The sequence below is a fragment of the Peribacillus sp. Bi134 genome (assembly GCF_918698065.1).
In the GTDB taxonomy this organism is placed as follows: domain Bacteria; phylum Bacillota; class Bacilli; order Bacillales; family DSM-1321; genus Peribacillus.
In genome coordinates, this window is record NZ_CAKKLN010000008.1 from 246933 (window position 1) to 265079 (window position 18147).

Consider the following 18147-nt stretch of genomic DNA (forward strand, 5'->3'; position numbering starts at 1 on the left):
GGGCCCGTTTTTTCATTCCAATATATCCTCTTCAAGCTTTTCCTCTTTTCGGATCCTGATGAATTTTACGATATTCAATACAATCGTTTTAACAACGGAATAAGTCGGAACGGCCAAAATCATGCCGATGATACCGGCAATGTTTCCGGCGACGAGCAATAGGATGATGATGGTAAGCGGATGTGTGTTCAATTTCTTCCCGATGACTAACGGTGAAATGAAATTGCCATCCAATTGCTGAATGACCGTTACAACCAGAATGACCAATAACGCCTCGGTCGGTGAATGAATCAACGCCACAATGACAGCAGGAGCGGCTCCGATAAACGGGCCTACATATGGAATGATATTGGTTACAGCGCCAATCAGCGCGAATAAGAACGCATATGGCAAACCAATGATCAAATACCCGATGAAAGTTCCGATCCCGACAAACATGCAAACAAGCATCTGCCCTTGTATGTATGTAGTAAGCGTCCCGCCAGTTTCCTGAAGCACTGTTAAAGCTGGTTTCCTATAGCGAACCGGGACGAATTTCATAATGGCGGCCGGAAGCTTATCCCCATCCTTCAACATATAAAACAGGATGAAAGGAACCGTTACGACCACTAAAGTAATATTCGTCACTACGCTGAAAACGGAAGTTAAACTGTTCGTAATATTACTAGGTAAATCAGTCAAATATTTCTGAAGCGAATCCCCTACTTCTTGCAAAGGTACATAATCTTGTTCCACCGTCCATAAAAACCATTTTGACTCCGCTGAATCTTCAATGAACTTCCTTGTTTGATTGAAATAATCCGGAAGGTTATTGATTAAATCCGTAACCTGTTTGGACAGTGAAGGTCCAACCAGACCGACCAGCAAACTAATCAATCCCAGGAAAAATACATAAAGCAATAATATCGCCAATCCCCTAGGCACTCTTCTTTTAACGAGGAAATCAACAGTGGGATTGAAAAGGAAATAGAGAAAACCTGAAATCAAGATGGGAAAGAACAATGTCGAGGTAAAAATCACGATTGGTTCAAAAAGAAAAGAAATCTTTGTACCAACATAAAAAAGTAAAGACAATAGTAATAACTCTAACGTCCAAAAATGCAGTTTTTGCTTGAACAAATAATCTCCTCCACTATAAGCATTCTATATGACTCCTTATTTCTAAGGAAACGAAAAAATTCTATGTATGATAATCCTTCATTGTTAGCAGTTTACCATACTTCTATAACTTGAATGAATAATTATATACAAAAATAAAAGAAAAAAGCCTAAAGATACAGTTCCCTATCTTTTTGATGGTTAAGCATCATTTTACACTTTAAATCTTTTATATGTTAGAGGAAAAAAACTAATATGCACCATCATGCAAATTGAAAGATTCATGGTTTTCCACCCAATACGGGAAACGGACCCAAATAAAAAAACCCCGCTGTATTGGCGGGGTGGTTTTGAGTCTTATTTTTGATCTTGAAGTACTGCTTCAAGCATCGTACCGTTTTTAGCTAGGTTTGTATGCCATGAAAATGCTTTTTCAAGAATGTGTGGAGTTTGATGCCCGCCAGTTTGCGCAACAGCTTCAGTGAAGTATGCACGAAGCTGTGGACGGTAGTCAGGATGCGCACAATTTTCAATGATTAACTCTACGCGCTCTTTTGGTGCCAAACCACGTAAATCAGCGATCCCTTGCTCTGTCACTAATACATCCACATCATGTTCAGTATGATCCACATGAGAAACGAAAGGAACGATACTGGAAATCTTGCCGCCTTTTGCATATGATTTCGTTACGAAAATGCCTAGGCGTGAGTTACGGGCAAAATCTCCCGAGCCACCGATTCCATTCATCATTCTTGTCCCAGAAACATGTGTCGAGTTTACGTTACCATAGATATCACACTCTAACGCTGTATTGATTGAAATCAAACCAAGACGGCGGATGATTTCAGGATGGTTAGATATTTCTTGTGGACGGAGAACTAGTTTATCACGGTATTTTTCAAGTTCACCGTAAACTTGTTTACCTTTTTCTTCAGCTAATGTGATCGAACAACCTGAAGCGAATTTAACTTTTCCAGCATCGATTAAATCAAATACCGCATCTTGCAGCACTTCTGAATAAACTTCCAAATCTTTAAATTCAGAATCAAGGAAGCCAGCGAATACAGCATTTGCCACTGAACCTACACCCGACTGAAGCGGAGCAAGGCTTTCAGTTAAACGGCCAGCCTTGATTTCTTCACGAAGGAAGTTAATGAGGTGGTTCGCGATTGTTGCAGTTTCTTCATCCGGCGGCACGATTGTAGAAGGTGCATCAAGATCTGTAGAAATGACGATTCCCATTACTTTTTCAGGGTCAACCGCAATACCGATCGATCCAAGGCGATCACTAGCTTTAGTCATAGGAATCGGTTCTCGTTTCCCTTGTTCAGCTGGTGTATATATATCATGCATCCCTTCCAATCCTTCTGGATGGGACACGTTCAATTCAATGATTACATGTTTAGCTTCTTGAACGAATATGGCTGAGTTACCTACAGAAGTTGTCGGGATGATCAATCCTTCTTCAGTAATCGCCAATGCTTCGATGATTGCAAAATCTATAGGTCCGACAATGCCTTGACGAACTTGTTCAGCTGTATGAGATAAATGCTGGTCCACATAAGTGACTTCATCAGCATTTATTTTATTGCGAATGCCTTTATCCGCTTGGAACGGCAAACGTTTGTTTATGATACCGGCTTCCGCCATATGTTGATCGACTTCCGGTCCTAATGAAGCACCAGTATAAACGTCAACTTTGAATTTTTCAGTTTTTGCTTTTTCAACTAGAGCCATCGGAATAACTTTAGCATCACCAGCACGGGTAAATCCACTCATCCCGAGTTTCATCCCATCTTTAATCCATGAAGCTGCTTCTTCCGCTGTAACTACTTTCCCCTTAAATTGTTCATTGCGAATTTTTTTGAAAACGCTTTCGTTCATACAAAAGACCCCCATTTTCGCTTTTCTTACACTTAATTTTACCAATCCTGTGTAATCGTCACATTCATTTTTGAATGAAAAGCCTTAAATAGGGCATAAACCAGCATTTTATTCACACAAGGGAGAATCATTAAAATCCTAAAGCCCTCCTGAATTGACTTGCATACGTTTGACTGACCTGGATTTTGGAATTGTCTTTCATTATCAGTAAAAATGTAGAATGAAAATCGGGAAGGATTTCTTGAATATAGTTGATATTGACGATGTACGAACGATGCACGCGAATGAATAAATCACTAGGTAAAATGAATTCCAATTCACTTAAATTCATTTTATGAAATCCACTCACACGTTCGGACTGAATTTTAGTTTTCCTATTTTGAGCTTCCAGATACATAATTTCATCATATGGAAGCGGTATCCAGCGATCTTCGGTTTTAATGGTCAAGAATGATGTAGGTAAAATTAATGGCTTTGTCGGCAAGATGGCCGTGACCGCTCCTAAAGGATTGCCCTGGTCCATGATAGGAACACTCAGCCCATAGTAAGGTACGCCAAATACATTGCTTTCAACCTGCACCCCTATTTTTTTACGGACACTCAGTGCTTTATATGTCGCTGTGTTTTCACTGATTAAATCACCTGGTTTTATTCTTAAATCAACTTGTTTGCTCGGTTGATAATAAATGTATTTTTCGGAATCAGCCACAGAAATTGAAGCATCCTTCGGTACAAATTCCCTGATGATATTTAAAACGGATTCGACCGTAAATTGATCCATTTCCTTTCACCTCTTAAAAGAACATATTAATAATTTCCCTATTATTAAACAGGGCATTCATAAAATAATTCATCATTTTTTGGAAAACTTACATTTTTTTGAATTTACTATTCGTAAAATTAAAGAAAAATTGAAGTAACTAAGCGAAAAGCGTCAAAAAAGGCAAAAAAATCGTATTTAAATTTACATCCTTATTCATTATAGTTGGAAAGCTCCTCGATTTCCATGGGGGATTCAAGAAAAAAGTTTCCTTATATACTAACATTTAAATGTCGCGAGGGTGGGAATCAAACGCATAAAAAAGCCGCTCTCCCCATATAGGATAACGGCTAAGGGTCATTTTTTAAAACGGGGATTTTGAAACGAGGATTTTATTCTTAGAGATAGTATCTCTTCTAGATTTTTCAGTGGCAATTCCAATAAAAAGGGTCGGTCATCAGGTTGATATACATCCTCTGAAATGAGCGTATTAACGATCTTCTGTTTTTTTGCATTAACAATTCGGACCAGTCTCCCCATTTTCAGCTCCCTTTCTTTAATCAACTGTATCCGGCACATTCGGCCGGACATTCAGATGTCATTCTTTAATGCATCATGACCTTCTTTTCCGGTACGGATATTCACAACATTCGCCAATTCATAAACGAAGATTTTTCCGTCACCTGGTTTACCTGTACTCAGGAATTTCCTTGCTACATCCACAACATCCTGAACTGGCACTTCACACACGACGATTTCGATTTTCATTCGATCATGTAGTGACATTTCACGATTTCTGCCTCTATAGGTTTCCACATAACTTTTCTGAAGACCCGTTCCTTTTACTTCCGATACAGTCATTCCGCTTACCCCTATTTTTGCAAGTTCCGCTTTGAATTGTTCAAACTTGATCGGACGTGTAATGATTTCTATTTTGGTTAAAACCTCGGACATATGAGCAACCCCCTTTTAAATGGATTCGTGATAAGCTTTTTCTCCATGAAGTGTAAGATCAAGCCCCATTGACTCATCTTCTTCACTGACACGCAACGGTACGAAAAGGTTAATGACTTTAGCAACGACATATGTGACCACGGCAACGAAGATATATGTCGCAATGATCGCTACAAGCTGCTTCCACAACAAGTTGAAATCTCCATAGAATAAACCATCTGCACCGTTTTCGTTAACGGAAGTGGTCGCGAATAAACCTGTAGCGATCCCACCCCATGTCCCGCCGATCCCGTGCAATCCGAAAGCATCAAGTGCATCATCGTAACCGAGTTTATTCTTCAGGAAGAATACGCCCCAGAAACATACGGCACCACCAATGACACCGATGATGATGGAAGAGGCAGGGGTTACGAATCCGCAAGCAGGTGTAATGGCCACCAAGCCAGAAATAGCTCCTGATACCGCACCCAGCAATGTTGCCTTTTTATTAGCCATATACTCAACGATCAGCCAGCCTATGATACCAGCAGCGGCCGCAACAGCTGTATTGACGAATACATTCATCGCCACTTCATTGATTGTCAGTGCGCTTCCGACGTTGAAGCCGTACCAACCGAACCATATTAATGATCCGCCAAGGAATGTTAAAGGAAGATTATGCGGTGCACTGTCACCCGACTCTTTCCTTTTACCTAACATGATCGCTAAAACCAGACCTGCAACCCCTGAAGAAATATGAACAACGTTGCCGCCTGCAAAGTCAAGTGTACCAAGTTCCGCTAACCAGCCGCCTCCCCATACCCAGTGTGCAACGGGAGCGTATACGAATAAAGACCAAAGGATCGTAAAAATCAGGAATGCTGAAAATCTCATCCGCTCGGCAATGCCACCTGCAATGATCGAGACGGTTAAAACGGCAAAAGTCATTTGGAATAACATGAACAAACTATGAGGAATCGTTTCACTGTATGGTCCAGGTGCAAAGCCTACATCCTTTAAGCCAACCCAGTCCAGACCTCCCAGAAGTGTATTACCAGGTGAAAATGATAATGAATACCCAATCAGCACCCAAAGAATCGAAATGACAGCCAATGGCATATAACTATGCATTGCCGTATTCAGGACATTTTTACTTTTTACCATCCCTCCATAAAACAGGGCAATCCCTGGTGTCATTAACCAAACCATCATTGTCGCCAAAAACATGAATACCGAATCTGCCATTTGCATACTGTTTTTTTCCCCCTTGTTTTTTGTATATGTTATGTTTATTAACACTATTATGTTATATTTTTTATCATATACTTAATTTTCTAATAATTCAACTTAATTTTTATATTTCATAAAAAAAATGTTAGGTTATATAACATAACTGTGAATAAAGGCTTAGATAATTTGATTTTTTTGTCTTATAATTAATTTTCCACCTTTTTACGACTCCATTACTATTACATTTACCCCTCTACCTATGCCCCACTTCAAAAAAACCAATAAAAAAAGGGCCCTCATATTGAGGACCCTCAAAAAATATTCAATTAACAGCAACGAGACACTTTCCCACCCTTTGCGTTATACCGTTCATCCTGGGCTTCGCAGAAAAATTCTTTCCTGGTTTTCACGCGCTCTTCAGGATGATGCTTTTTCATATGTGCCACATACGTATCATAACTTGGCACGCCGACGAGCAAACTGACGAATTGCTTTCTGTAGCTGAGAATTGTAATTATTCTTTTCAACATTGCTTTCCCTCCCTTATGACGACCTTGATACATAAGGCGTTTCATGTAAATCTATTTTCTGGTTCTTCAAGACTTTTATCCATAACCTAATGGCAGATATCAGGACAGTGATCACCACGATCATGAAGATGGCACATAGAGCAGCATCCACATAATCATTGACGATAACCCGCTTCATCTCGGCCAGATTGGCTGCAGGAGCAAGAACTTCCCCACTATCATAAGCCGCTTTAAATTTATCCTTATGTGCTAAAAAGCCAATTGCCGGGTTTTCATGGAACAGCTTCTGCCACCCTGCCGTCATGGTCACTATCAACAAGAATGTAGTGGGCACAAGAGTGACCCATGTGTACGCTTTTTTGCCCATTTTGAAAAGGACCGTCGTCCCAAGCAGCAACGCAATGGCGGAAAGCATCTGATTCGCAATTCCAAACAATGGCCAAAGGGTGTTGATCCCGCCAAGGGGATCAATGACCCCTTGATAAAGGAAGTACCCCCAACCGATTACACAAATGGCAGTTGCAATTATATTAGGCAGCCATTTATTCGTTTCGGCAAATGGTTTGTAAAAGGTGCCGATGATATCCTGTATCATAAAACGTCCCACCCTGGTTCCTGCATCAATGGTGGTCAATATGAACAATGCCTCGAACAAGATCGCGAAATGATACCAGAATGCCATCAGGGACGCCCCCCCAATCACTTGCGAGAAGATATGGGCCATGCCGATTGCAAAGGTCGGTGCTCCTCCAGTACGGGATATGATGGTCTCTTCCCCAACATCGTCTGCAAGGCCGGTAATCATCTCAGGTGTCACAAGGAAACCCCAATCGGATATGGTAGCAGCCACTTGCGCTGGTTCCGTTCCCACAACGGCTCCCGGGCTGTTAATGGCAAAATAGATACCTGGCGTCAATACACAGGCGGCAATCATCGCCATGATGGCTACAAAGGATTCAGTCAACATCGCCCCGTATCCGATTGGACGTGCATGCGATTCGCGTTCAATCATCTTAGGAGTTGTACCTGAGGAAACGAGTGCATGGAATCCCGATACCGCTCCACAAGCGATCGTAATGAATAGGAACGGGAATAAATTTCCGGAAAATACAGGTCCTGTTCCATCGATGAATTGAGTGACTGCAGGCATTTCAAGGCTCGGCATGACAATAAAGATACCAAGTGCAAGTCCGATGATCGTACCGATTTTCAAGAATGTACTTAAATAATCACGCGGTGCCAATAACATCCATACAGGCAAAACGGAGGCAACGAAACCGTAGACAATCAACATGATGGCAATCGTTTCCCCGCTGAAAGTGAACATTGGCGCCAATGTTGCACTCTCGGCTACAAAGCGGCCGAAATATAACGCGAGCATCAAAAGTATGATTCCGATAATCGACCCTTCACCAACCCGTCCCGGCCTTATATAACGCATGTAAATGCCCATAAGGACTGCAATCGGTATGGTCGAGGCAATCGTGAACATTCCCCACGGACTGCCCACCAGCGCTTTTACGACAACCAGGGCAAGTACCGCCAATAAAATGATCATGATACCGAGGATACCGATCATCGCTATCAAGCCTGTAATCGGTCCAATTTCCTCTTTGATCATCTCTCCCAAAGATTTGCCGTTACGGCGCATCGAACCGAAAAGAATGATGAAATCCTGTACGGCACCAGCCAAAACAACTCCGACTACAAGCCATAGCGTCCCTGGCAAATATCCCATCTGCGCTGCAAGGATGGGACCTACCAGAGGGCCAGCTCCGGCAATTGCTGCAAAATGGTGGCCAAACAACACCCATTTGTTTGTAGGAACATAATCTTTCCCATCATTATTCGCTTCCGATGGAGTCTGGCGATTGTCATCTAGCTCAAACACTTTCCGTGCAATGAATTTACTATAAAAGCGGTATGCAATTGAATAAACACAGAGTGCTGCAGTGACAATCCACATGGCATTGATGCTTTCCCCCCGGTTTAGCGCGACGAAACCAAAACTCACCGCCCCCAAAGCAGATATGATCCCCCAAAGTACGACTGACTTAAGCGCTTTCATTTTTTCCATCTCCCCTCCATTGAACTATTTTACAACTATAAAAAACCTTCATTTATAAGGGACCTGGGCTGAATTACTCCCCGTGCCCATTAAATTTAAAGAATTTTATATATATTCTGAATTATATGTCACCATAAGGATTTTTAGCAATAGTAAATTGGTCAATTTGTAAAGTATTTTCCATTATTTTGTCGATAATTACCTCTTTTCCCACCAATATGGATTTATGAATTCACACTCTTTATAAGAACCGCATCGATTAAAAAATACCATTTTTGGAAGGTGCATCATTAAATGAAACGGAAGTTGTCCTTGTTATTGGACCAACAACAAAAAAATGTGCGCCTGACGGCACACATTCTTTCTTCATCCAATCTGATTTCCCCTTAAAGAACTGCGAAATAGGTCGTAATAAAAACCCCTCTGCCGCAACAATTCATCATGGGATCCCTTTTCAATGACCCTTCCTTCATCAAGTACAAGGATTTGATCACTTTGCTGAATTGTATTCAATCTGTGGGCAATGACAAAACTTGTCCTTCCCTCCATCAAGCGGTGTAATGCTTCCTGGATTTTAAGTTCGGTAATCGTATCTATGCTACTTGTCGCTTCGTCCAAAATCAATAGAATGGGATCGGCTAAAATAGCCCTGGCAATCGATAATAACTGGCGCTGCCCCTGACTTATTCCACTGCCCTCTTGATTCAAGATGGTATCATATCGATCTGGCAGTTTCATGATAAAGGAATGGGCATTGGCAAGCTTGGCTGCATTCACCACTTCTTCATCTTCCGCCTCCAGTCGGCCGTAGCGGATATTTTCACGAATCGTACCTTGAAACAAGAAGGAATCCTGTAAAACGAAGCCCATATGCTTACGGAGACTAGACCTCGTCACCTGTTGGATATCCTGCCCATCAATCATTATCCGGCCGCTGCTCGGCTCGTAAAAACGGGCAAGAAGATTAATGATCGTAGTCTTACCGGCCCCAGTGGGACCTACAAGCGCGATGGTCTCCCCTTTTTCCGCCTGGAAATTAACATCATATATCGTTTGCTCCTCATCATTATACGAAAAGGAAACACCCTCAAAGACCACCTCACCGCGGACATCTCGAAGTTCAGAGGCCTGCTTCTCATCCACTTCCTCTTCTTCTTCATCAAGTATGGCGAAAACCCGCTCCGCACCGGCAACAGCTGAGAGGAGTGTATTGAATTGGTTAGCCAGGTCATTGAGCGGACGGGTGAATTGCCTTGAATACTCGGTGAAGATGACAATTACCCCGATGGAAACCGTTCCTATGCCACTCAGCGCCAAAAACCCGCCGACAGCAGCTATTACCGTGAAACTTAGGTTGTTCAGTAAATTCATCAGTTTTGGAATCAGCCCGGAGTATGATTGTGATAGGAAGCCGGCTTTCTTCAAGTTTTCACTCCGGATGATAAAATCCCGGATCACTTTATCTTCCTGTGAAAAAGCCTTTACGATCCGTTGTCCGGAAATCGTTTCTTCTATAAACCCATTCAGTTCCCCAAGGTTCTTCTGCTGTTGTTTAAACAGCTTTCCTGTCCGGTTCGTTATCCACCTCAGACCGAAGAACATAAGCGGAACGATGAATAAGGTTAAAACAGTTAATAAAGGGCTCAGATACAGCATGACTCCGATCGTCCCGACCAGTGTCAGCACACTTGAAAAAATCTGGATGACGGAACTATTCAAAGTGGAACTGACATTTTCTATATCATTCGTGACCCTACTCATCAATTCCCCATGCTGGCGCCGGTCAAAAAAGGGGATGGATAGCTGATGAAGCTTTTTAAATAATTGATTGCGCATTTCATAAACCGTATCCTGCGCGATTCCAATCATCCAATAATTCTGAAGCCACATGGATAGGGAATAGAATATATAGACTCCAAGAAGTCCGAAAAGAAGGGTGATCAGCCCCCCGCTATCTTTTGTGACAATATAATCATCAATGGCCATCCCAACAAGAAAGGGGCCAAGCAACCCCAAAACCGAGCTTATCAGCACCATGAAAAGGACACAAAATAACAGGCTTTTATTCGTTGCTAAGTAGGGAATGATCCGTTTTATCGTATTCCAGGAGTTGACCGGTTTAGACTTTGCCTTATCGGGAGATATTCTTTGACTCAAGCGAAATCCCCTCCTCCCCAAACTGTGAGTGAACGATTTTTCGATAAAGATCGCTTGTTTGAAGCAAATCCTCATGTTTCCCCAGTGCAAGGACTTGACCGCTTTCCAGCAACAAGATTTTGTCCGCCTCCATGGCTGTACTGATTTTTTGTGTAATGATGAGCGTTGTGCATGTATATTCCTTTAAAGCGGCAAGCAATTTACTTTCCGTTTTCAAATCCAGCGCACTCGTACTATCATCCAGAAGGAGAATCTTCGGTCTGCGCACCAATGCTCTTGCGATCGATAAGCGCTGTTTTTGCCCTCCGGACAGATTCACTCCTTTTTGCCCTAACTGGGTTTCATATCGCTTCGGAAGTTTCATTACGGTCTCATGCACCTGAGCATGCTTGGCCGCAGCCATGATTTCCTCCATCGAGGCACCTTCTTTTCCCCAAGCGACATTATTTTTTATGGTTCCTGAAAAAAGCAGCGCCTCTTGCGGTACATAGCCGATCCTTTTCCGCAGAGAATTCAGGGGGATATCTTTCAGATCTTGGTCATCAATTTGAATGGAGCCGCTTTCAACTTCGTATAATCTCGGAATCAGCTGAAACAGAGATGTTTTCCCTGATCCTGTCGCTCCTAAGATGGCAAGCGTTTCTCCCGGATCGATGGAGAAGGTCAGTTTTTTCAATATCGGCGTATCGGTTCCAGGATAACGAAAAGATACATCCAAAAACTTGATGCCTCCCCCATTTACGGCCCCACTCTTGCTTTCCGCCTTACCTTCATCAATATCTATCGGGGTTTCAAATATTTCCGTCACACGCTCCGCTGAAGCCTTCGCACGGGAAATGACCATGATCAGCCATGAAAAAACGGAAAGGGATGCCGCAATTCTTGTGGCATAGTTGACAATCGCCACAACTTCCCCTACCTGTATATCTCCCGTTGTTATAAATTCGCTTCCAAGCCAGAGAATGATCAGAATCGCCACATTCATGACCAACATCAGTACTGGCATCGTCGTTTCTATTAGACGAAGCGAAGTCACGGTCTTTCTTTTCAACTCTTCATTCGCATCGTCAAATCGGCCGATTTCATGCTCCTTACGAAGAAAAGCCTTGATCAAGCGCATGCCTATCAGGTTTTCCCTCATTACGCCATTAACATTATCGAGTTTTTTCTGTACGAGCTTAAACAGCTTGGCTGCTCGTTTCATAACCCATCTCAGGAAGAAAACAAGAATCGGAATTGAAATGACCAAAACAAGTGATAGTTTCAAATCGACCGCAATAGCCATTATCGCTCCGCCGATTACGATCAATGGCGCCCTCGCCATGATACGCAAGCCCATAAAAACCGTATTTTGAAGTTGTGTCACATCATTTGTCATCCTTGTTATCAACGAGGAAGTCGGGATATTATTCAAATTTGCAAAAGAAAACGCCTGTATTTTACCAAAAAGGCTTTTCCTGACATCATGTCCAAAGCTTTGACTTACATGTGATGCCGTAAATGAATTAACGATCCCGCCAAGAAATGAAAAAACAGAAAGCCCAACCATGACACTTCCCCATTTAATCACCACCGATAAATCTTTCTGCAAAATGCCATCATCAATTATTTTTGCTATAAATAAAGGTTGTAACAGCTCTACCCCGAGCTCGACAATCATTAAGGATAAAGCAAGAATGATCAAAAGCCAGTACGGCTTAAGAAATGAGGACAATTTTTTCATCTATGACACCTTCGATTCTTCTTATGTAGATAGCATTTTTTTATCCTCTCATTATACATTTTTATACAGATTTTTTAAAAGATTTTAACCGTTTTAAAGCATTGGTAAATATCTTGAATTTTTTTTTATAAATACCCTTGACAAATAACAGGAAATAAGCGAAAATTCTAATTGATAATGATTTTCAATTTCATTATCGATCTCTGAAATTTGATAAGCAATTACGATATTCTCTTATCGTACCCTTTTGATATTGTACATAGATACAATGTCGCCCCGGCTTCTCTGTGCCTAGTAAAATTATATGCTCATTAGCGAATGCAAGTCACTAGAATATTGCCCCCTCTTTATTCAAGTAATTTATTCACGTTGGAAGCATATTAGGCAGCCGGGGATTATTTTTTTTCAACTATTAAACTTACATATATGATTAAAGGAGCAGGATGATCATGAAACTAGAAGATATCATTAAAGAACGGCGCAGCATCAAACGATTTAAGGACATTCCTGTTCCTATTGATACCATTCAATCATTATTGGAAACTTCGACATGGGCACCGAACCATAAAATGACCCAGCCATGGCGCTTCGTCGTGGTGCATGGTGATAGCCGTTTAAAACTCGCAGAAGCAACCCGTGCATTCATGGAAGGCAAAGAGAAGGACCCTGAAAAGAAAAAAGCAGCCGGACAGCGAGGATATAATAAACTTATAGGTGTACCGATGTTTGTCGCAGTGATCATGGAAGAGAACCCGAATCCCATGACACGTGAAGAAGATTATGCGGCTACAAGTGCCTTGATCCAGAATTTCAGCCTGCTTGCCTGGGAACAGGGAATCGGGATGATATGGGAAACATACGGCATGATACACAGCATGGAGTTTCGTGAAGCTTTGGGTGTGAAACCAGGCGAGAAGATCGTCGGCAGCCTTCACGTTGGCTATCCCGATATGATTCCTGCCCCTCGTCCAAGGACCGCGATCGATCAACTCCTGACCATTATGGACTAACATAAAAGGAAAGCATCCAATCTTCTATTTGGAGACTCAGACTGTAGACAAACTTGATGAAAATCGAGTTTTCTACAGTTTTTTTATGGCTTTTACAATTTGAACGTTGATCTCCGCTCCAGGCACTCGCTTTCCGCGGGCGGTCCGGGAGCCTCCTCGGCTTACGCCTGCGATGTCTCCCCTAGACGCGCTTTTCCCCCAGGAGTCTCGCCCCTTACACTCCAATCAACTTTGTTTTAACATATAGATAGAACTTATCCCTACATTCTTTTTTGTATTATATAGAAGTATTTAACTTGGGTGATATGGATGCTTTCTAAACACGATTCTATTCAGCAAGATCAACTCAGTGAATCATTTGGCTCGTAAACTTGATGTGCCTTTGACATCTCTTTCATTTATAATTTGGTGAAAGATATGTATTCAGAGGTTGGAGCGTCAACTCCGTTCTCCTCTAATTGCTTTAACCACTTGACAAATGGGTATTAAATTAATAAAGACGCCCTGAACCCTACAGCGCGACTGTTAGCTTGTAATGATTATCACACGGTCATTGCCACTATCATAAAGAACCGAATGAAAAATCCAGCGTATGTATAGTGACTAAAAGATTAATCAAAAAAACCCCCTTCTAAAAGGAGGTCCCTGAACGCCCATACTCAAAAGAACTCGTGATACAATGCCCGAATCGCCGTCTCTTCGTTGTGCCCTTTCACACCGAACATCATGCTTACCTCCGAAGAGCCCTGGTTGATCATCTCAATATTCACCTTAGCTTCGGCCAGGGCTTTTGACGCTCTTGCCGTTGTACCGACATTATGGCGCATTCCTTCCCCTACAACCATGATCAAGGCAAGATCATGCTCCACATTCACTTCATCGGCATGCAGCTCTTTCTTGATTCGGGAAATGATTTTTCTCTCGGCTTCACCTTTCATCTGGTCCTGCCTTAGAATAAGCGTCACATCATCGATGCCTGATGGAATATGCTCATATGAAACTCCATAATCTTCAAGGATGTGCAGCAGTTTCCGACCAAAACCAACTTCCCGGTTCATCAAATATTTGCTAATGTAAATGCTGCAAAATCCTTTATCACTCGCAATCCCAATAACGGGCCCGTTCGTATTATCCCGTGTATTCACAATGCGGGTCCCTTGTGCCGCCGGATTGTTCGTATTCTGGATATGGACTGGTATTCCCGCACGGAATGCAGGAATCAGTGCCTCATCATGAAATACCGAGAAGCCTGCATAAGAAAGCTCACGCATCTCACGATAGGTTAATTCCCGGATTCCCTTCGGATTGGAAACCACATTTGGATTCACCGCATAAACGGCATCCACGTCCGTAAAGTTCTCATACAAATCAGCTTTGACCCCATTAGCAAGAATCGAACCAGTAATATCGGAACCGCTTCTTGAGAAGGTTAACACATCACCATCCAACGTATAACCGAAGAACCCCGGGAATACTACGATTCCAGGCTCATCACGCAGAGCATATAACCGATCATAAGACTCTGGCAGCACCTTGGTAAATCCACCTTCATCCGTTACGATCAAGCCGGCCTTCTTTGGATTTATATACTGCGCCTCTACACCACGGCTTTGGAAATAACCTGCGACCAGCTTCGCATTATTATCCTCGCCGCTTGCCTTCAAGGCATCCAGATAGCGCTTCGGGTTAGTTTGGTCTGCATGCAGCAGTGCCATTAAATTTTCATGAATCCCATTGATGACACTCTCGGATATATCCAACTCTTCAGCAATGCTCGCATAGCGGGATACGACATCTTCTATCAATTGCTCTCCGTTATCCCCGCGCAGCTGCTGTTCCGCAGCTTCAATCAATAAATCCGTCACCTTTATATCATCGGAATTGCGTTTCCCTGGAGCCGAAACGACTACAATCTTTCTCTCTGGATCAGAAACAACAATTTCGAATACCTTCCTCAATTGTTCACCTGACGCAAGTGAACTTCCACCAAACTTCGCAACTTTCATCTCGACATCCCCTATTTTCGTAAATATTCTGTCAAAATCAACTCTCCCTATTATTACGCTTTTTCTCGAAACAATCAAGTGAAAATTCCATTATAGGAGGACATTTGTATTTTTAAAAAAGACAAATCATCAGGACGATGAATCGGGAATGGCTAAAAACAAAGAAAAAGACAACGGGCATATCCCCATTGTCTCTCCATTCTTTAGCGATTATCCACGGTTTCCGGGTATAAGTCATGATTCATCAAGCGGTAATTCGCCATTTCCTCATACTTCGTGCCTGGTTTCCCATAATTCGTGTAAGGGTCGATGGAAATTCCGCCCCTAGGTGTAAACTTGCCCCAAACTTCAATATATTTAGGATCCATCAATTCGATTAAATCATTCATGATGATGTTCATGCAGTCTTCATGGAAATCACCGTGATTGCGGAAGCTGAATAAATAAAGTTTCAAAGACTTGCTTTCCACCATTTTCACACTGGGAATATAGCTGATGTAAATGGTAGCAAAGTCCGGCTGGCCCGTTATCGGACATAAGCTAGTGAATTCCGGGCAATTGAATTTGACGAAATAATCCCGGTTCGGATGCTTGTTATCGAATGACTCAAGGATTTCAGGCGCATAGTCAAATGTATATTTTGTTCCTTGATTACCAAGCAGTGTGATATCTTTTTTTAATTCTTCTTCTTTTCTTCCAGACATGAAAAGTCCTCCTAATCCCACGTTTCAGGGAGATTCATAAAATGGGCCTCTATATAACAAAAACCATATCTCCTCAAAGATATGGTTGATTCGCGAAAAATATCAAAGCCATAGTTTTTTTAAGAGGGTGATGCTATGAACCTCTCCCGATTATCGGGAAATATTTTAAAATTGTCTTAGTAAATATAAAAAAAAATAGTCAATCTGTCAATGCAACTCTCTTAAATTGGGTTTGATTCCTTTATATATTCAGTTTAAAATGGAAAAAGCAGTTCAACCTATAAGAAAGAAGAGAATATACACATGTGGATTTTTGCAGCACTCATCACCAGCTTATGTTTCGGAATCAATAACAGCATTTTCAAATGGAGCAGCGGAAAAGGCTATTCCAAGATACATATCCAATTTTTCTTTTATTTTTCAGCTTTTATTTTGTCCATTATTTATGGAATGTTTATGGATGGTTTGCAGCTGAACTGGCTGTCCATCATGCTTGGTGCAGCAATTGGTGTACTGAACGCTAATGGTAACATCCAGATGGCAAGCGCCTTTGAAAAAGGGCCGGCAAGCTTGACATCACCATTAATCGCAGCGAATGCCATATTCCCCATACTCTGTGCAGCTTTAATTTTTCACGAACATATTTCCTCCTTGCAGTGGAGTGGAATAGTCTGCATGTTTCTCGCTACATTAGTTATCCAGTATACACCTAACGCCAAAGGTAACCATCAATATGTCCCTTGGATCATGCACACAGTATTCTCCATCTTATCATTCGGAGTGCTCGGAATTCTAATGACGACATCAACACGTCTTCATTTAAACTCCCTTGATATCCTTGTATCAATGTATGGAGGCGGAATGCTTTATCTTCTTTCGGCTCTGGCCTTAAAAAAAGAAAAAATCAAGCTAAAGGAAGTCAAAATCGGTTCCTTAGTAGGTTTTTTAAGCATGATAGGCTATGGATGTTATTTCTTTGCATTGAACACAGGGATCGCAAGCATCATTTTCCCTGTCGTCAGCCTGAACTGTTTAGTTGTCGTATTCGCTGGATGCTATTTATTCAAGGAAAAACTAAAAACCTATCAAATTGCCGGTGTTCTTGCAGCATTAATCGGTATTATTTTAACTAAAATATGAATATAGTACGTTTACAAAAACAACCTGGCTGTCATGTGTACAAGCCAGGTCGTTTTCTATTTAATGGGAAATGGGGTAGGTCAAAAAAAAAATGTTGACACATCCGTAAAAATATCAGATAATTTTGAATATTAATTCTTTAGATTTAACAGCTTTTGAAATGTTTGAAAAATCCTCTGCCACGGGTATTAAAGAAATAGGTACAACCACCTCATTTAATTCTGAATCAAGAAAGGAAAGATGCATTATGGTAAAAGTTACAGTAACAGTTGATTTCCAAGGAAAATCTTATCAAACTAACGTCCTTACTAAACCGGGTACAGATCATGAAGTAATTTTACAACAAGCCCTTCATCAAGTTGAAAAGCAATGGAAAGCGTAAGAAGGCAGGCATCGCAATAGATACCTGCTTTTTTATTACCATTTTAATAATTTCCAAAATACGTTTCATATGAACTATTAAAGATCCTCTTGCAGCAATTCCCTCCTGGTAAAAAACACTTTTAATTATTTTTATTCAAAAGACACTAAAATTAAGATGTCAGTTTGTGTACTAGAATTTTTATAATGGAAAAAACATCCAATAGAAATGGGATTATATAATAAAAGTCTTTTAAAAAAGACGGTCTTTTAAAGGACCGTCTCAACTGTAGACAATTTAACCGTTGATTTCCATTCCAGGCACTCGCTTTCCGCGGGCGGTCCGGGAGCCTCCGTTCCAATCAACTTTGTTTTAAAATTTAGATAGAACCCCTTTTGTCCACAAACAAGCTAATAATTGATTTTCCTGCAGTTTTTGTTGAGGGTTTGTTAAATTCAATCGTTTATTTCCTCTCCTGGCACTCACTTTGCGCCTGCGAGGTCTCCCCTGGACACGCTTTCCCCGCAAAGGTCTCGCACACAC

14 protein-coding genes are annotated in these 18147 nt (G+C 41.5%); 3 read left to right on the top strand and 11 right to left on the bottom strand.

The features are described from left to right. Positions 1-12: 12 nt before the first annotated feature. From LQ188_RS19520 to LQ188_RS19560, 9 genes are all read right to left on the bottom strand, one after another. Positions 13-1119 carry an AI-2E family transporter gene (locus LQ188_RS19520; protein ID WP_101224917.1) on the bottom strand — a complete coding sequence of 369 codons (1107 nt, stop codon included), beginning with the start codon at positions 1117-1119 and terminating at the stop codon, positions 13-15. A 336-nt stretch (positions 1120-1455) separates the two neighbouring features. Further along, positions 1456-2982: an acetyl-CoA hydrolase/transferase family protein gene (locus LQ188_RS19525; RefSeq protein WP_101224918.1), complete on the bottom strand. Its 1527-nt coding sequence runs from the start codon at positions 2980-2982 to the stop codon at positions 1456-1458. Between the two features lie 130 nt (positions 2983-3112). Continuing rightward, positions 3113-3763, bottom strand: coding sequence for a LytTR family DNA-binding domain-containing protein (locus LQ188_RS19530; protein ID WP_133351753.1), 651 nt, complete (start codon positions 3761-3763; stop codon positions 3113-3115). 570 nt (positions 3764-4333) lie between these two features. After that, complete coding sequence (locus LQ188_RS19535) at positions 4334-4696, bottom strand: P-II family nitrogen regulator (RefSeq protein WP_230177881.1); 363 nt, start codon at positions 4694-4696, stop codon at positions 4334-4336. Between the two features lie 15 nt (positions 4697-4711). Further along, positions 4712-5926, bottom strand: a complete 1215-nt coding sequence (locus tag LQ188_RS19540; protein WP_230177882.1) for an ammonium transporter — start codon at positions 5924-5926, stop codon at positions 4712-4714. Between the two features lie 305 nt (positions 5927-6231). Next, positions 6232-6435 (bottom strand): YbdD/YjiX family protein, encoded by a 204-nt coding sequence (locus LQ188_RS19545; RefSeq protein WP_101224922.1) that lies wholly within the window; start codon positions 6433-6435, stop codon positions 6232-6234. Between the two features lie 13 nt (positions 6436-6448). Then, positions 6449-8503, bottom strand: a complete 2055-nt coding sequence (locus LQ188_RS19550) for a carbon starvation CstA family protein (RefSeq protein ID WP_101225040.1) — start codon at positions 8501-8503, stop codon at positions 6449-6451. Positions 8504-8869: 366 nt separating this feature from the next. Beyond that, complete coding sequence (locus tag LQ188_RS19555) at positions 8870-10660, bottom strand: ABC transporter ATP-binding protein (protein ID WP_230177883.1); 1791 nt, start codon at positions 10658-10660, stop codon at positions 8870-8872. After that, positions 10635-12383, bottom strand: a complete 1749-nt coding sequence (locus tag LQ188_RS19560) for an ABC transporter ATP-binding protein (protein WP_230177884.1) — start codon at positions 12381-12383, stop codon at positions 10635-10637. The genes LQ188_RS19555 and LQ188_RS19560 overlap by 26 nt, the downstream gene beginning before the upstream one ends. A gap of 449 nt (positions 12384-12832) precedes the next feature. On the opposite strand from LQ188_RS19560, the gene LQ188_RS19565 reads away from it, so the two are divergent. After that, entirely contained in the window at positions 12833-13393 is a 561-nt protein-coding gene (locus LQ188_RS19565; RefSeq protein ID WP_101224925.1) for a nitroreductase, read from the top strand. 659 nt (positions 13394-14052) lie between these two features. Here LQ188_RS19565 and LQ188_RS19570 read toward each other — a convergent pair. Then, the gene (locus LQ188_RS19570; RefSeq protein ID WP_230177885.1) at positions 14053-15399 is read right to left on the bottom strand and encodes an aspartate kinase; all 1347 of its coding nucleotides are present in this window, start codon (positions 15397-15399) and stop codon (positions 14053-14055) included. Positions 15400-15602: 203 nt separating this feature from the next. Beyond that, positions 15603-16103, bottom strand: a complete 501-nt coding sequence (queF, locus tag LQ188_RS19575; RefSeq protein WP_034305880.1) for a preQ(1) synthase — start codon at positions 16101-16103, stop codon at positions 15603-15605. 303 nt (positions 16104-16406) lie between these two features. Here queF and LQ188_RS19580 point away from each other — a divergent pair, with 303 nt between their 5' ends. Beyond that, positions 16407-17243: a DMT family transporter gene (locus LQ188_RS19580; protein WP_101224928.1), complete on the top strand. Its 837-nt coding sequence runs from the start codon at positions 16407-16409 to the stop codon at positions 17241-17243. Positions 17244-17367: 124 nt separating this feature from the next. Then, positions 17368-17625: a BA3454 family stress response protein gene (locus tag LQ188_RS19585; RefSeq protein WP_230177886.1), complete on the top strand. Its 258-nt coding sequence runs from the start codon at positions 17368-17370 to the stop codon at positions 17623-17625. The last annotated feature ends 522 nt before the right edge of the window (positions 17626-18147 follow it).

What these genes read in the sequence shown, in the direction of transcription:
- LQ188_RS19580 (WP_101224928.1), top strand. Translation starts at nt 16,407, where the DNA reads ATGTGGATTTTTGCAGCACTCATCACCAGCTTATGTTTCGGAATCAAT.
- LQ188_RS19570 (WP_230177885.1), bottom strand. Translation starts at nt 15,399, where the DNA reads ATGAAAGTTGCGAAGTTTGGTGGAAGTTCACTTGCGTCAGGTGAACAA.
- LQ188_RS19540 (WP_230177882.1), bottom strand. Translation starts at nt 5,926, where the DNA reads ATGCAAATGGCAGATTCGGTATTCATGTTTTTGGCGACAATGATGGTT.
- LQ188_RS19545 (WP_101224922.1), bottom strand. Translation starts at nt 6,435, where the DNA reads ATGTTGAAAAGAATAATTACAATTCTCAGCTACAGAAAGCAATTCGTC.
- LQ188_RS19535 (WP_230177881.1), bottom strand. Translation starts at nt 4,696, where the DNA reads ATGTCCGAGGTTTTAACCAAAATAGAAATCATTACACGTCCGATCAAG.
- LQ188_RS19550 (WP_101225040.1), bottom strand. Translation starts at nt 8,503, where the DNA reads ATGAAAGCGCTTAAGTCAGTCGTACTTTGGGGGATCATATCTGCTTTG.
- LQ188_RS19525 (WP_101224918.1), bottom strand. Translation starts at nt 2,982, where the DNA reads ATGAACGAAAGCGTTTTCAAAAAAATTCGCAATGAACAATTTAAGGGG.
- LQ188_RS19560 (WP_230177884.1), bottom strand. Translation starts at nt 12,383, where the DNA reads ATGAAAAAATTGTCCTCATTTCTTAAGCCGTACTGGCTTTTGATCATT.
- queF (WP_034305880.1), bottom strand. Translation starts at nt 16,103, where the DNA reads ATGTCTGGAAGAAAAGAAGAAGAATTAAAAAAAGATATCACACTGCTT.
- LQ188_RS19530 (WP_133351753.1), bottom strand. Translation starts at nt 3,763, where the DNA reads ATGGATCAATTTACGGTCGAATCCGTTTTAAATATCATCAGGGAATTT.
- LQ188_RS19565 (WP_101224925.1), top strand. Translation starts at nt 12,833, where the DNA reads ATGAAACTAGAAGATATCATTAAAGAACGGCGCAGCATCAAACGATTT.